General features: G+C 71.7%; 11 protein-coding genes. 5 read left to right on the forward strand and 6 right to left on the reverse strand.

The window, feature by feature from the left end:
• Nucleotides 1-27: 27 nt before the first annotated feature.
• Together ABD224_RS08435 and ABD224_RS08440 are read right to left on the reverse strand one after the other, a co-directional pair.
• Nucleotides 28-981, reverse strand: a complete 954-nt coding sequence (locus ABD224_RS08435; RefSeq protein ID WP_344048561.1) for an ABC transporter substrate-binding protein — start codon at nucleotides 979-981, stop codon at nucleotides 28-30.
• A 14-nt stretch (nucleotides 982-995) separates the two neighbouring features.
• Nucleotides 996-1,511, reverse strand: a complete 516-nt coding sequence (locus ABD224_RS08440) for a GNAT family N-acetyltransferase (RefSeq protein ID WP_344048563.1) — start codon at nucleotides 1,509-1,511, stop codon at nucleotides 996-998.
• An 812-nt stretch (nucleotides 1,512-2,323) separates the two neighbouring features.
• On the opposite strand from ABD224_RS08440, the gene ABD224_RS08445 reads away from it, so the two are divergent.
• Nucleotides 2,324-3,334, forward strand: coding sequence for an amino acid ABC transporter permease (locus ABD224_RS08445; RefSeq protein ID WP_344048565.1), 1,011 nt, complete (start codon nucleotides 2,324-2,326; stop codon nucleotides 3,332-3,334).
• The gene (locus ABD224_RS08450; protein ID WP_344048567.1) at nucleotides 3,331-5,352 is read left to right on the forward strand and encodes an FAD/NAD(P)-binding protein; all 2,022 of its coding nucleotides are present in this window, start codon (nucleotides 3,331-3,333) and stop codon (nucleotides 5,350-5,352) included. The genes ABD224_RS08445 and ABD224_RS08450 overlap by 4 nt, the downstream gene beginning before the upstream one ends.
• Nucleotides 5,353-5,499: 147 nt before the next feature.
• Here the strand turns inward: ABD224_RS08450 and ABD224_RS08455 are convergent, their stop codons facing one another.
• A complete protein-coding gene (locus ABD224_RS08455) occupies nucleotides 5,500-5,970 on the reverse strand; it encodes a hemerythrin domain-containing protein (RefSeq protein ID WP_344048569.1) in 471 nt (156 codons plus the stop codon).
• Between the two features lie 375 nt (nucleotides 5,971-6,345).
• Here ABD224_RS08455 and ABD224_RS08460 point away from each other — a divergent pair, with 375 nt between their 5' ends.
• The 3 genes from ABD224_RS08460 to ABD224_RS08470 are packed head-to-tail and all read left to right on the forward strand — an operon-like array spanning nucleotide 6,346 to nucleotide 9,975.
• Nucleotides 6,346-8,793 (forward strand): nitric-oxide reductase large subunit, encoded by a 2,448-nt coding sequence (locus tag ABD224_RS08460; protein ID WP_344048571.1) that lies wholly within the window; start codon nucleotides 6,346-6,348, stop codon nucleotides 8,791-8,793.
• On the forward strand, nucleotides 8,790-9,200 hold the full coding sequence (locus ABD224_RS08465) for a hypothetical protein (RefSeq protein WP_344048573.1): 411 nt from the start codon (nucleotides 8,790-8,792) through the stop codon (nucleotides 9,198-9,200). The genes ABD224_RS08460 and ABD224_RS08465 overlap by 4 nt, the downstream gene beginning before the upstream one ends.
• Before the next feature lie 37 nt (nucleotides 9,201-9,237).
• Nucleotides 9,238-9,975: a helix-turn-helix transcriptional regulator gene (locus ABD224_RS08470; RefSeq protein ID WP_344048575.1), complete on the forward strand. Its 738-nt coding sequence runs from the start codon at nucleotides 9,238-9,240 to the stop codon at nucleotides 9,973-9,975.
• A gap of 66 nt (nucleotides 9,976-10,041) precedes the next feature.
• On the opposite strand, the gene ABD224_RS08475 is transcribed toward ABD224_RS08470, so the two are convergent.
• The 3 genes from ABD224_RS08475 to ABD224_RS08485 all read right to left on the reverse strand — a co-directional run.
• On the reverse strand, nucleotides 10,042-11,901 hold the full coding sequence (locus tag ABD224_RS08475; RefSeq protein ID WP_344048577.1) for an ABC transporter ATP-binding protein: 1,860 nt from the start codon (nucleotides 11,899-11,901) through the stop codon (nucleotides 10,042-10,044).
• Between the two features lie 334 nt (nucleotides 11,902-12,235).
• The gene (locus tag ABD224_RS08480) at nucleotides 12,236-12,673 is read right to left on the reverse strand and encodes a PqqD family peptide modification chaperone (protein ID WP_344048579.1); all 438 of its coding nucleotides are present in this window, start codon (nucleotides 12,671-12,673) and stop codon (nucleotides 12,236-12,238) included.
• 49 nt (nucleotides 12,674-12,722) lie between these two features.
• The coding region (locus ABD224_RS08485) for an SWIM zinc finger family protein (RefSeq protein ID WP_344048581.1) at nucleotides 12,723-14,317 on the reverse strand (1,595 nt) is incomplete at its 5' end.

The raw sequence follows: 14,317 nt of genomic DNA on the forward strand, positions 1-14,317 counted from the left end.
CTTGGCTCGGCTCTTGGCTCTTGGCTCTTATGCGTGCTCGGGCGGGTTGATCCGCGATGCCTCGATCGCGGAGGGGGAGGTGCCCCACTTCTTGAGGATCCGGGCGTAGGTGCCGTTTTTGATCAGCTCGTTGACGGCGGCCTGGAATGCCTTGGTGAGCGGGGAGCCCTTCTTGAAGGCGAAGCCGACGTCGAGCCGGTGGTACTCGCCCAGGAAGGTGGTCCGGGAGGCGGGCTGGGCGGCCTGGTGGCGCAGCCCGTTGATGGTCGACATGATCACGTCGATGCGGCCCTGCTGGAGCGCGGTGAGGGTCGCGCCGTTCTCCGAGTAGACCTTCACCTGGTACGGCTTCTTGCCCGCCTTGGCGCACACCCCCTTCCGGGCGATGAGGGTCCTCTCGAAGGTGGTGCCGGCGCCGGTGCCGATGGTCAGCCCGCACAGCTGGGTGAGGTCGGTGACCTTCGACGTGAGTGCGGTGCTGCCCTTCTTGACCGCGAAGCCCTGGCCGTCGTTGATGTAGGTGACGAAGTCGACGGTCTTCAGGCGCTCCTTGGTGACGCCGAAGTTGCCGGTGCCGAAGTCGTACTTGCCGCTGCCGAGAGCGGGCAGGATCGTCTCGAAGGAGGCGTCCTGCCGCTCCAGCCTGACGCCGAGCACCTTGGCGACCGCGTCGGCGAGGTCGATGTCCTGGCCTTCGGGGGCCTTGTCCGCGCCATTGGGGTAGTACGCGGCGGGCGGGGACCCGATCGAACTGCCGACGCGCAGCGTGCCCGCCTTGCGGACGTCGGCGGGAAGCAGGGCGGCGATCGACTCCACCGTGCGTACGGCGGCGACCGGGTCGTCGGCCGGCGCGGGAGAGACCTGGGCGTCCGCCGCTGCCGTGCCCTCGGGGCCTCCGGTGCCGCAGGCCGTCGGCGCCAGGAGCAGCAGCGCCAGCGCGGCGGCGGTGCGCAGGCGGGTTCTGGTCCCGGGAATGTTCACGGGTCGAAGGCCTTTCAGGTGCGCGACGAGGTGGTGAGGTGTTTTTCGAACGGCAGCAGCCCGAGGGTTTCCGGGTCGGCCTCCGTGTCGAACAGCGGTGTGTAGCCGGTGGCCAGGTACAGGCCGCGGGCCTCGGGCTGGCGTGGCCCGGTGGTCAGGTAGATCCGCCGGTAGCCGCGGGTGCGCGCCTCGCGTTCCAGTTCGGCGATGACGCGCCGGGCCAGGCCGCGCCGGCGGTGGGCGGAATGGGTCCAGATCCGTTTCAGTTCGGCGGTGGTCGCGTCGTACCGGCGGAAGGCGCCGCCCGCGACCGGCTCGCCGTGCTCCAGGAGCAGCAGCAGGACACCGCCGTACGACGCGGTGAACTCCTCGTCGGGGTAACGGGCCATCTCGGCGCGGGCGTCCTTGCCGTAGCGCCTGGAGTACTCGTCGGCGAGTTCCCGCAGAAGCGGCTTCACCCGGGGGTCGGACACCGGTACCTCGACGACCGTGAGCTCCGCCGAGGGCGGCGGGGGTGCGACGGAGGTCATCCGTTCACCGCCGCGAGGTTCTGGGTGCCCGGAGTGCCCGGAGTGTGTCCTCCTTGTCGGAAGCGGCGCCGGAGCGCGGGGTGGTCTCGGAGCCGTCGTCGGTGGCGGCGACACCAAGGAACCATTGGCATGAGCATGGCCTTTCGGGGAGTACAGCGGCACGCGGGCACGGCGGCATCGCCTTGCCCGCGGGCGTGAGCGAACCGTGGGCGAACGGGGCCGTCAGGGGGACGGGCCGGGACATCGGGTGGACAGGCCGGGCCATCGGGTGGACAGGCCGGTGCGGTCGTGACGACGTCGAACGTCAGGAGAAAACGTCAGGAGAAGCAGAGCTGCGGCAGCGCGCGCGGAGGAAGAACCCGGCCCACGACGGAATCACCGAGGGAGGGAAGGGCCGGCCGGACGGCCCGCTGCCGTGTCAGACGCAACACACGGCGGACCACACCCGGCCGAAGTCGATGTGGTCGCGCGTGACCAAGCGCTGCTGGGCGTTCATGCGACTACTTGAACAGCACATCAGGACGCCCGTCAAGCGGTTACCGCACACAGGACCGCCCTGACCGGCGTCCGTCATGTGCTGTTACAGCACCCGTCATGTGCCGTTGACACAGCGACGCGACGGGCGCGTACGATCGACGGCGGACCGGCTCCGCCCCGTGCGGCAGCCCTCCGGCCGCGTTGAGGGACGCGGCGCATGTGACGACGCCGAACCCCGGCCGCACCGTACCCGCACAGCGCCGATGCCGTTGTGCCCCACGGCTGTCACCGGGTGGTCACCCACGTCTGCGATTCCCTCTCCGGAGAGTCCCTCGATGGCCACATCCTCCGACGTCACGTCAGCCCCTGCTCTGAAGAAGCCCCCGAAGCACGCGAGCGCCCCCGGCACCGGCCTGCCGCGGATCGTGCCCCGCCGGCATGTCGGCCGGTGGCTGACCGCCGCGGTCGCCCTGCTGCTCTTCGCGATGGCGGTCAACTCCGTCGTCCGCAACCGGGCTTTCCAGTGGGACGTGGTGGTCCGGTACTTCACCACCGCCGCCGTGCTCGACGGACTGCTGCTCTCCCTGTGGCTGACCGCTGTGGTGATGGTGCTCGGCTTCCTGTTCGGCACCGTGCTCGCGGTGATGCGGCTCTCCGCCAACCCGGTTCTGCGCACGCTGAGTTGGGGCTATGTGTGGATCTTCCGGTCCACTCCGCTGCTGGTCCAGCTGCTGTTCTGGTTCAACATCGGCGCGCTCTACCCGACGCTCGGCCTCGGCATCCCGTTCGGCCCGCAGTTCCTCACCGTCAAGACGGTCAACCTGCTCGGCCCCACCCTGACCGCCGTGATCGGCCTGACCCTGCACGAGAGCGCCTACGCGGCCGAGGTGGTGCGCGGCGGCATCCTCTCCGTGGACTCCGGGCAGACCGAGGCCGCCCAGGCCCTCGGGCTGAGCAGACTCCGCACACTGCGCCGGATCGTCGTGCCGCAGGCGATGCGCTCCATCGTGCCGGCCGCCGGAAACATGCTGATCGGCACCCTCAAGGGCACCAGCATCGTCAGTGTGCTGGCCGTGCACGACCTGCTGTACTCGGTGCAGCTGATCTACAACCAGACCTACCAGGTCATCCCGCTGCTGATGGTCGCCACCCTGTGGTACGTCGCGATCACCACGGTGCTCGGCGTGGGCCAGTTCCACGTCGAGCGGTACTACGCCCGCGGCAGCTCCCGTGCCCTGCCGCCCACTCCGCTGCAGCGGCTGCGCGGCCAACTGGCCGCCGTGCGCCACCGGCTGGGCTCGGCGACCACCGCCGACGCCCGCCCGGCGATCGGCGGTGACCGGTGAGCGCACGGTCCACGGCCGTCCTGGCCGTCGTAGGCGCGGGCCCGTGCGCCACGGGCCTGCTGGAGCGCATCGCCGCCAACGCCCCCGAACTCTGGGCCGAAACAAGGAAGTTGCACATTCATCTGGTGGATCCGTACCCGCCCGGCCCGGGACGCGTCTGGCGGCACGAGCAGTCGGCGCTGCTCCGGATGAACTCCATGGCCCAGGACGTCACCCTGTTCACCGACGAGTCGTCCACCCTCGACGGCCCGATACGCCCCGGCCCCTCGCTGGCCGAGTGGGCGGCCCAGTTCTCCGGCCGGGGCCCGCGCCACACCCCGTACGCCGAGCCCGCCGACCCGGAGGTGCTCGACGAACTGCGCACGCTCACCGGGACGGACTTCCCCACCCGCCGCGCCCAGAGCGCCTATCTGGACTGGGTGTTCCGCAGGGTGCTGGCCGAGATGCCGCCGTCGGTCACCGTCGAGTGGCACCGCACCACCGCGACCGCCGTCACCGGTCCCCCGGACGGTCCGCAGCAGGTCCACCTGGCCGGCCGCGCCGCACCGCTCACCGCCGACCTGGTGGTCCTGGCCCAGGGGCACCTCGGTTCCACGCCCACCGCCGAGCACCGCGACCACGCCGCCTTCGCCCGCCGCCACGGCCTCTTCCACCTCCCGCCGGAGTTCTCCGCCGACGCGGACCTCTCCGGGCTGCGGCCCGGCGAACACGTCATCCTGCGCGGCTTCGGGCTCGCCTTCATCGATCTGATGTCCCTGCTCACCGAGGGCCGCGGCGGCACCTTCCGCACCGAGGCCGACGGCTCCCTCACCTACCTCCCGTCCGGCCGCGAACCCGTCCTCCACGTCGGATCGCGGCGCGGGGTGCCGTACCACTCCAAGACCCACTACCGCCTCCAGGGCCCTCCTCCCCCGCTGCCGTGCCACTTCGGCCCCGAGGCGGTCGACGGGCTGCTCGCCGAGGACCGTCCGCTGGACCTGCGGCGCGACGTGTGGCCGCTGATGGCCAAGGAGATCGGCTTCGGCCACTACCACGAGCTCTTCCACGCCCATCCCGAGCGCACGACGATGCCCTGGCCCGCGTTCCTGGCCGCGTACGACCGGCTCGACTGGTACGGCGACGACATGACCGCCCTCGTCGCCGACGCCGTCCCCGACCCGGCGGACAGACTCGACCTCGAGGCACTGGACCGCCCCCTGGACGGCCTCTCCTTCCCCACGCCGGACGCGTTCCAGGAGCATCTGCGCGACCACATAGCCCGGGACGTCGCCCGTCGCGAGAACCCGGAATTCAGCGCCGACCTCGGGGCGTTCCTCGCCCTGCTCTCCGTCTACGGCCATCTGCCCCGCCTCGTCGCCTCCGGTCGTCTCACCGCCCGCTCGGTCGCCGACGACCTCGACGGCTGGTGGCACGGCTTCTTCAGCTTCCTCGCCTCCGGGCCGCCCGGCTTCCGCCTGCGCCAGCTCCTGGCGCTGTCCCGGGCCGGCATCGTCCGCTTCCTGGGGGCGGACGTCCGCATCGCCACCGACGAGAGCACCGGCACCTTCACCGCGGCCAGCCCCACCGTCCCCGGGCACCTCACCCGTGCCACGGCCCTGATCGAGGCGTATCTGCCGGTCCCCTCCCTGGCCCGCACCGAGGACCCGCTCCTGCGGCGCCTGTATCACGAGGGTGCGGCCGCCGAGGAGGTCATCGCCGACTCCACGCACACCCACCGCTCCGGCCTGCTCGCCGTCTCCCCCACGGACGGCCGCCTCATCGACCCGTCCCTCGGCGGCCCGCACCCCCGCCGCATCGCCCTCGGCGTCCCCACCAACCACCGGGCCGTCGCCGCCTTCGCCCGTCCCCGCACCGACGCACCGGCCTTCCGCCGCAACGACGCGGTCGCCCGCACGGTCCTGCGCACCCTGAGCGCCACCGGGGCGGCCACTTCGCGGGGCGCGCGGGCCGACGACGGTTCCTGGGTGGACCTCGGCGGACTCACCGGCTGGGCGGAGGAAGCACGCAACCGGTGGTGAGAGGGTCCCGGTGACCCCGGTGGGCCCCAGTGACCCCGGTGGGCCCCGGTGAGCCCGGCGGGCCTGGTGTCCGCATCGGGCTCCCGGGGGCCGCCGGAAGACGCTCACCGCGCCCTCACCGGCTCGGCCCGGCTGCGGTCAGAACCGCTACCGCGCTCCCTCGCACACCCATCCCTCGGGGGTCCGGCCCGTGTCGATCAGCTCCTGCAGCCCGGCTTTGGTCTCCTCGGTCAGCACCTGCTCGGACCGCGGGTAGAGGACGTGCTCCTCCTTCATGTTGTGGGCCTGCAACTGGTCCTGGAGTTCCTGGAGGAGGCCGGCAGCGGACGCCGCGACGGCCCCGTCACGGAGCTCGGCGTCCAGCGCGTCCAGGATCTTCCATATCTGCCCGTGCTCGCGCACCATCACGAACACGGGCATGACCAGCCCCGCCTCCCGCAACGGCGGGAAGAGGAACTCCTCCTCCAGGTAGATGTGACGGCGCAACGCGGCCACCGCGCGGGCGAGCGGCTGCGGGTCGGGCTCGCCGGCGGCGAGCCCCGCGACGAACTCCTCGATGCCCTCGTCGATCTCGCGGTGCTCCCGCTCCAGCGCCTCGGCCACTGTCTCGGCAATCATCGGCCTCTCCTGTCCGTCCGGCCGTCCTGCTCGGTGCCCCCGGGGCGATCGACCTGCCTCACACCCTCGTTCACACCAACTTTCTTGTTTATATCAAGCTCCACCGGGGGGGAGGGCGCCGAGGCACCCCCTGCAGCGCCGTCCGGCACCGGTGAACGACACCCGATGACCAGCCTTTTCCCGGCGAGCAGCCGGGAATCAACCGGAATAAAGGTACAAAACCAACCATTCCCGCGCCGCATCCGGAGCCCAACCGCGGGCCTCCTGCACCCCGCTTTTTGCACAGTGCTAAGTTGTTTTTACTCTGATGATCGTCAATATCAGAGAGGGACGCGCACGCGATCTCCCCGTATCACCTGTCCCGAGGAGGACATCATGGGGACGCCAGACACCGCGGTTCTCGCAACGACCGGTGATCCCGACGAACCCGCGACCGGCACGGGCGGCAGACGGCCACGCATGATCGCTCGCGGCTGGGTGCAGGCGGCCATCCTGGTGACGGCCGTCGGCTTCCTGGTCATGGGATTGCTGGCCGGGCGCACCTATCAGGCGGAACCACCCATCCCGGACCGTGTGGTCAGCACCACCGGTGAGCAGTTGTTCACCGGTGACGACATCCGGGACGGCCAGCGGGCCTTTCTCCGCAACGGCCTGATGCAGTACGGCTCGATCTTCGGGCACGGCGCCTATCTGGGCCCCGACTTCACGGCCGACTACCTGCATCGCAGTGCCACTTATGTGCAGAAGCAGTACGCGAACAGCGGCGCGGCCGACGCGCACGACCGCACCGTCGCCGACTTCCGCACCAACCGCTACGACTCCCGCACCGGCACGCTGGTGTGGTCCGAGGCGCAGGCCAAGGCGTTCCGGCAGCTGACCGCGCACTACGCGGATCTGCTGGGCCGCCCCGAGGGCAAGCAGGGACTGCGCCCGAACGCGGTGACGGACCCGGACACCGTCCACGACCTGACGGCGTACTTCGGCTGGTCCGCGTGGGCCGCCGCGGCCGAGCGACCGGGCAAGAACTACTCCTACACCAACAACTGGCCGGCCGAGCCCCTCGTGAACAACACCCCGACCGGCCACACGGTGACATGGAGCGTGCTGTCCCTCATCTTCCTGCTGGTGGGTGCGGGTGCCCTGTTCGCGGCGTTCGGCCGCTGGAACTTCCTCGGCTGGCACGGCCGTGACCAGCGCATGCTGCGCTTCCACGCGCCGAAGGACGTGTCGCTGACACCGGCGCAGCGCACCACCGCCTGGTTCTTCTTCGTCATGGCCGCGCTCTTCCTGGTGCAGGCACTGCTCGGCGCGGCCACCCAGCACTACCGGGCGGATCTGGGCAGCTTCTTCGGCATCCCGCTGGACCGCCTGCTGCCGTACAACCTCACCCGGACCTGGCACACCCAGCTGGCGATCTTCTGGGTGGTCACCTCGTTCCTGGCCATCGGCATCTTCCTGGCGCCGCTGATCGCCCGGGGCTGGGAGCCGGTCCGTCAGGCACTGCTGTCCCGGCTGCTGCTCGGGGCGCTCGCCGTGGTCGTCTTCGGCTCGCTTCTCGGTGAACTGGCCGGCATGCGGGGCTGGTTCGGCGGTCTGTGGAGCTGGCTCGGCAACCAGGGCTGGGAGTACCTCGACCTCGGACGGCTGTGGCAGGTGCTGCTGGTGGCCGGGCTGGCCATATGGACGGCGATCCTGTACCGCGGGCTGCGCCGGCGGCTGGTCGCCGAGAGCGTGGCCAACATGCCCTGGCTGTTCTTCCTCGCCGCGCTGGCTCTGCCCGCCTTCTACGCGGTCGGCCTGGTGGCCACCCCCGACTCGTCCTTCACCGAGGCGGACTTCTGGCGGTTCATCGTGGTGCACCTGTGGGTCGAGGACTTCCTCGAGCTGTTCACCACCGTCACCGTCGCCTACCTGTTCGTCCTGCTCGGTGTGGTTCGCGAGCGGGTCGCCCTGCAGGTGATCTACCTCGACATCGTCCTCTACAGTGCCGGCGGCGTGATCGGCACCATGCACCACCTGTACTTCTCCGGCGAGCCGGCCGAACACCTCGCCCTGGGCGCGACGTTCTCCGCGCTGGAAGTGGTGCCGCTGCTGTTCCTGACCGTCGAGGCATGGAGTTTTCTGCAGCTCGGTGCCCGCCGGCACAGCCCCTCGCAGACCCCGTTCCCGCACCGCTGGGCCGTCATGTTCCTGGCCGCCGTGGGCTTCTGGAACTTCCTGGGCGCGGGTGTGTTCGGATTCCTGATCAACCTGCCGATCGTCTCCTACTACGAGATCGGCACCGGCCTGACGGCCAACCACGCGCACGCGGCCATGATGGGGGTCTACGGCATGCTCGCCATCGGCTTCGCCATGTTCGCGCTGCGTTACCTCATCCCCGAGGACCGCTGGTCCGACCGGTGGCCCCGGCTGTCGTTCTGGTCGCTCAACCTGGGCCTGGCGTGGATGAGTTTCGCCACCCTGCTGCCCGGTGGGGCACTGCAGCTCTACAAGGTGCTCGACGCCGGCTACGCCGACGCCCGCAGCCTCGGCTATCTGCAGGGCCGCGCCAACGTCATCCTGGAGTGGCTGCGGCTGCCCGGTGACGTGGTGTTCCTCGTCGGCGGTGTGCTCCCGCTGCTGTGGATGACCTGGCTGGGCATCCGCCACCGGGTCAAGGGGTCGCGGAGCCCCGACGCCCCGACGCAGGACCTGCTCTTCACCGAGATCGTCCCCGACGACACGGAGAAGGACGGGACCACGGCGGTGAAGAACGGGGCCGCGACGGTGAAGGACGGGGCCGTGGCCGCCATCGAGCCGCCGACGGTCAAGGAGCAGCCGTGAGCGGTGAAGTGACCTTCGTGGTGCTGTACTCCGTCGCCCTGCTCGGCGTGGTCGGCCTCCTGGAGTTCTACGCCCGCCAGCCGACGAGCGCATGGGCCTCGCAGGTGTTCGCGGGCTACCGGCGGGCCGTGCCCGACGCGCCCCAGCCGGCCGGCCCCGACGAATGGCCGCACTCGGAGGTGGGCCGCTTCCACCGAGCGCTGTCCCTGTTCGTCGCGGTGATCGCCGTGTTGCTGGTCTCGGCGGAGCTGGTGCGCCACCACCGGCCGCTGGAGGCGCTGGCCCTCGTGGCCGTCGGCGCCCCGCATGCCGTGGTCGTCCACCGGCTCCAGCGACGTCTGCGTCGCGAGGCCACCCCTCCGGACGACACGGATCACAGCCCCGGCGACGAAGGGGGAACCCACTGACGGCATTTTTACGAGGACATTCAAATAAAATGTGTCCATGAGCGAGCAGGTACTGACAGACCCGACCCCTTCCCAGCCCTTGCGGGAGAGCCGTACCCGGGTACTGGAAATCCTGCGCGCCGCGAGAGGGCCTCTCGGGGTGCGGGACGTCGCCGCGCGCGCCGACCTGCACCCCAACACCGCCCGCTTCCATCTCGACGGGCTGGTCGAGGCCCGGTTGGCCACCCGGGCCACCGAGGAACGCGACCAGCCCGGCCGGCCGCGCGTGGTCTACCGCGCCGCCGCCACGGACGTGGCCGACGGACTGCGCAGCTACCGCCTGCTGTCCGAGATGCTGACCGGCCTCGTCATCAGCGCGGTGCCGCACCCGGAACAGGCGGCGATCACGGCCGGCGAGGCCTGGGGCCGCTATCTGGCCGACCGGCCGGCCCCGCTGGAGCGGATCGACGCCGCCGAGGCCGTCCGCCGGCTGCTGAAGGTGCTGAAGGACATCGGATTCGATCCCGCGCCCCCGGCGGACACCGACGCGGACGACGCGTCACCGGAACCGATCCGCATCCGGCACTGTCCGTTCCGGGAGATCGCCGAACATCACCGTCAGGTGGTGTGCTCACTGCATCTGGGCCTGATGCGCGGTGTGCTCGCGGAAGTGCGCGCCCCGCTCAGTGCCGAGCGGCTGGACCCCTTCGTCGAGCCCTCCCTGTGCCTGGCCCATCTCGCCCCGGCACCTCCTGCCGCACAGGCCACGGCCGCCACACCCTCGACGCCCGAGTAGCCGCTGCCGCCGCGGACGTACGCCCGGCCGGCCGGCGACCCGGGCAAGGAAGTGGGCCGGTGCCGCTCACGGTGCCGTGATGCTCCTGTCCGCGGCGGCGCTCCTGTCCGTGGCGGACCGGGTGAGGTGGTCGGTGGTCAGCCGCCGGTAGAACGGGTCCTTCTCGAGGAGCTGTTCGTGCGTGCCCACGGAGCTGACCCGGCCGTCGTCCAGGACGACGATCCGATCGGCCGCACGCACCGTCGACATGCGGTGCGCCACCACGAGCAGAGCGCGTTCCCGGGAGATCTCCCGCAGCGCGTCGGTGAGTTCCCGTTCGTTGATGGGGTCGAGCTGCGACGTGGGTTCGTCCAGCAGCAGAAGTTCCGGCCGGGCGAGCAGCGCACGGGCGATGGCGACGCGCTGGCGCTCGCCACCGGAAAGGCTGAAACCACGGTCGGCGACCTCCGTTCGAAGACCGTCCGGAAGGCGCTCGACAAGTTCCTCGAGATTGACCATCCGCAGCGCTTCGCGGATTCTCTCCTCGCCCGCGTCCGGGGCCGCGTACACCAGGTTGTCACGCAGCGTTCCGTGCAGCAGCGGCGCGTGCTGCTCGACGAGACCCATACGGGCGCGGTGTGCGCGCGGATCGATTCCGCGGATGTCGGTGCCGTCGAAGAGGATGCGTCCGCCGTCGGGCTCGTAGAACTTCTCCACGAGCGACACGATGGTGGTCTTGCCGGCGCCGGACCGTCCCACGAGGGCGATGAGACCGGTCCGCGGGACGCTGAAGGAGACGCCGCGCAGCACGGGCCGCTCGCCGTACGAGAACGACACGTCCTGCAGGTCGAGCAGCACGGGCGCGCCGGTCACGGGTGGCAGCGCCGTTGCGTTCGCCGGTGCGTTCGCGGTCTCTTCCACGGGCAGCCGCAGGACGTCCTCGACACGGCCGAGCGAGGCGAGGCCGCGCTGGATGAGGCTGAACGCGCTGAAAAGTCCTGCGAGCGGCATGACGAGGTAGGTGGCGAGCAGGAGGAACGCCACCAGTTCGCTGACGGCCATCGAGCCGTTCGACACACGGACCGCGCCGATCAGCAGGACGAAAAGGAACGAACCGTTGACCGCGACCTCTATGGCCGGTCCCACGACGGAGCCCAGCCGTGCGGAGCGCACCCCGGCGGTGTAAGCGGCATCGACGTCCGCTCCGATGCGCTCGGCCTCGCGGAGCTCGGCGCGGCCGGCCCGGACCGTTCTGATGCCGCCGAGGACGCGCTCGAGGTCGGCGGTCATCGTCCCGACACTGGCGAGGGCCTGCTCGGTGCTGCTGCGAATGCCGACCATCACTCCGGTGACCGCGACGGCGGCGACCACGAGCGTCATGGCGACCACAAGGAACATCACCGGGTCGATCCAGAGCATCAGCCCGGCGGCGCCGACGCCGGTGAGGCAGACGGTGACGAGCTGTACGAAGCTGCCGGCCACCATGTCGCGCAGCACGGTGGTGTCGGTGCCGACACGCGACAGCAGATCGCCGATCCGCCGGCTGTCGAGCTCCTGGACCCGGACGAACAGCAGCCGCTCGACAAGCCGCCGCCGCAGCCGCCGGACCACGTTCTCACCGGTCACGTCCAGCAGGTACTGGCCGCCGGCCTCCAGCATCGCCTGGGCGAGGAAGAGGACGGCCAGCATCACGACGAGCGAGGCAATGGCCTCGCCGGCTGAGACCCGGTCGATCAGACGCATCGTCAGCAGCGGCTGGATCAGGCCGAGGACGGTGCCCGTGACGATCAGCGCGAACGCCGCGCCCACGGTACGGCCGCTGCCGCGCAGCAGGCGCAGCAGATCAACGATGCGCGGGGCGCCGGAACCGGCGGCCCGGGCCGGCGTCGCCCCGGCCTCGGCCGGTGCGGTGACGGCGGCTGCGGGCGGTCCGGTGCGGTCGGTCATGAAAGGTTCCTCTCCTTGTTCCGGGCGCCGACGCCGACCAGCACCCGGACGTGGTCCTCGGGTAGTTCCTCGCTCACCGGGCTGTCCTCCGCCTCGATCCGGGCGTGGGCGCGCGGGGCGGCGCGGCACGGACCTGACGCACCAGGTGGGGCTCTCCCCTGGCCCGGCACAGCAGGGCGGTGACGACCGAGCGGGGCAGGCACCCGGCCGAGAAGCCGACCGAGCCGGGCCGGCGGCGAAAGCAGCCGCAACTGCGCTGCCGCCACGTCAACTTGGGCCCCGGCGCGCGGTGCGCACGACGTTCCGGTGCGGTCCTCGAAAAGCGGGTGGAAGCTCATGAACGCAGCAGGCGGGCGCCGCGCGGGGCGGACAGCAGCGCGGTCACATCGGCCATCGGCTGGTCCTCGTCCCTCCCGGACTCGGCGCACAGGGTGCCGGCGATCTCCTCGACCGGGCCGCCCCCGAGCAGGGCTGCCACAACCAGACCGCCGACCGGGTTGAGCTCCCGGTACGTGCCCGCACTGCCGTTCAGCAGGACCTTCCCGTGGTCCGCGCCGGTCAGGGTACACGTCCTCGCACAGTCGCACGGAGGTTTTTTTCTTGCCGCTGATGTGGAGTCAGATCTCGCCGGTGAACGTGGTGTTGAGGCAGCCGTGCCGCAGTTCGGGCGACGGGGCTGGAGGGTGATGTCCACGAGGCGTTCGGCGTCGGTCAGTCCGGCAGCCGCGGCGGTATGTCCGAGCGGACAAGCGGTGCCGCTCGCGGTGACCACCGGACGACATGTGACGATCCGTCAGCGGATTTCGGCCGCAGGTGGGGCGTCACAGGTCGTCCAGGTCGCACAGGTCGCCCGGCAGGCCGAGGCCGGTCAGGGCGCCGACCGGGTCGGGGTCGGGGGTGCCGCGGGGCCACCAGTCGTCGCGGCCGGGCTCGGACTCGTACGCGTACCACAGGCCGTCGCGGCCCAGACGGAGCTGAAGGTGGCCGCAGGGGTGGGTGAGCCGGTTGAGCCAGGGGCGGAAGGCGGGCAGACCGGCGGCGAGGAGCAGCGGGCGGGCCCGGTCGAACCGGCCGGCCGGCGGATCCCAGGGCTCCTCCAGGACGGAGAGTCCTTCCGGACCGCCCTGCCGCCAGGCCGCGACCGCGCGTGCCAGGTCGGCCGGGGTGCGTCCGGTGGCGGAGGCGAGGGCGGCGTACAGGGAGCGAGTGGCGGCGGTCAGTCCGGAGCCGGGGCGGGCGGCGGCGAGGCGTACGGCGTCCTGCCACAGGGTGAGCCCGCCGACCGGGTCGCGGCCGGTGGTGAGCAGGGCGTGGGCGCGGGCGGCGGCGTCGGTGGCCAGCCGGTCGAGCGCGAAGGGGTCGGGGCCGCCGGGCGTCGCCGGGTACGCCGGGGGCTGTCCGGGGTGCGGAGGCGGCGGCAAGGGGGCGGGCAGCGGCGGGAGGTGTCCCTGGGCCTGCCGGTTCAGTACGTCGCTCGCGCGGACCCCCGGCAGGGGCTCCGGCTCCTTCTCCCGCGCGGCGCGGGCCGCTCGGGCGGCGTTCAGCCGGGACAGGGCGTCGAGCAGCCGGCGCTCCCCGCGTCCGCGGAGCAGCAGCAGGACGAAGGGGTCGGCATCCAGCAGGCGTGCGGTCTGGTAGCAGAGGGCGGCGGCGTGCTTGCAGGGGTGGCCGCGGTCGGGGCAGCTGCAGTGGGGGGCCAGGTCGCCGGGGCCGGGCAACAGGGGGACTTTGCAGTCGGCGAGGGACCGGGGCATCTCCTTGTCGAGGAGCGCGGCGATGTGCCCCGGGCGCTCGGCGACGGCGTCCAGGAACCGGTCCCAGTCGGCGTCGTCCAGGGTCCGCAGCCGTACCTGCACCCGGTAGGGGCGCGGGCGGCTGCCCCGTACGTACGCCAGGGCCAGTCCCGGTGTCACGGTGATGGCGTCCACATGCCCCGCCTCCGCGTACGCCCGCCCGCGGGCGAGCCGTGCCGCGTCCAGCGCGCTCTCCTCCAGGGCGGTGATCCACGCGTTGCCCCACCATGTCTCCGCGAACCGCGAGTCCCCGCCCGTCCGGGCCTCGAACGCCGGGAAGGTGCGCCGGAGTTCACCGTCCCGGTGGGGGGAGGCCATGGTGGGAGGGACGCGGGGCGCGGCCGGGGTGGCGGGGCCGGCCGGCGGCTGCGAGAGGGCGGCGGTCTCCGGGTGCCGGCTCCCGGGTGCCCGGTCGTCGGGCGCATGGTCGTCGGGCGCGGGGCCCTCGGGCGGGGTGTTGTGACGGCTGTGGTCCGGCAGGGCGCGGTGGCCCGGCAGGGCAGCCGGTGCGTCCCGGCTTCCGTGCCGCGTCGCGGTGTTCCTCCGGGGCGGGGCCGTTCGTTCCTCGCGGCGGGCCAGGGCCGCGCGCAGTGCCTCGCGTGCGGCGTCGGCGGGGCGTGCCG

This window comes from Streptomyces thermoalcalitolerans (genome assembly GCF_039525155.1).
GTDB classification, from domain to species: domain Bacteria; phylum Actinomycetota; class Actinomycetes; order Streptomycetales; family Streptomycetaceae; genus Streptomyces; species Streptomyces thermovulgaris.

What these genes read in the sequence shown, in the direction of transcription:
- ABD224_RS08470 (WP_344048575.1), top strand. Translation starts at nt 9,238, where the DNA reads ATGAGCGAGCAGGTACTGACAGACCCGACCCCTTCCCAGCCCTTGCGG.
- ABD224_RS08455 (WP_344048569.1), bottom strand. Translation starts at nt 5,970, where the DNA reads ATGATTGCCGAGACAGTGGCCGAGGCGCTGGAGCGGGAGCACCGCGAG.
- ABD224_RS08475 (WP_344048577.1), bottom strand. Translation starts at nt 11,901, where the DNA reads ATGACCGACCGCACCGGACCGCCCGCAGCCGCCGTCACCGCACCGGCC.
- ABD224_RS08440 (WP_344048563.1), bottom strand. Translation starts at nt 1,511, where the DNA reads ATGACCTCCGTCGCACCCCCGCCGCCCTCGGCGGAGCTCACGGTCGTC.
- ABD224_RS08460 (WP_344048571.1), top strand. Translation starts at nt 6,346, where the DNA reads ATGGGGACGCCAGACACCGCGGTTCTCGCAACGACCGGTGATCCCGAC.
- ABD224_RS08445 (WP_344048565.1), top strand. Translation starts at nt 2,324, where the DNA reads ATGGCCACATCCTCCGACGTCACGTCAGCCCCTGCTCTGAAGAAGCCC.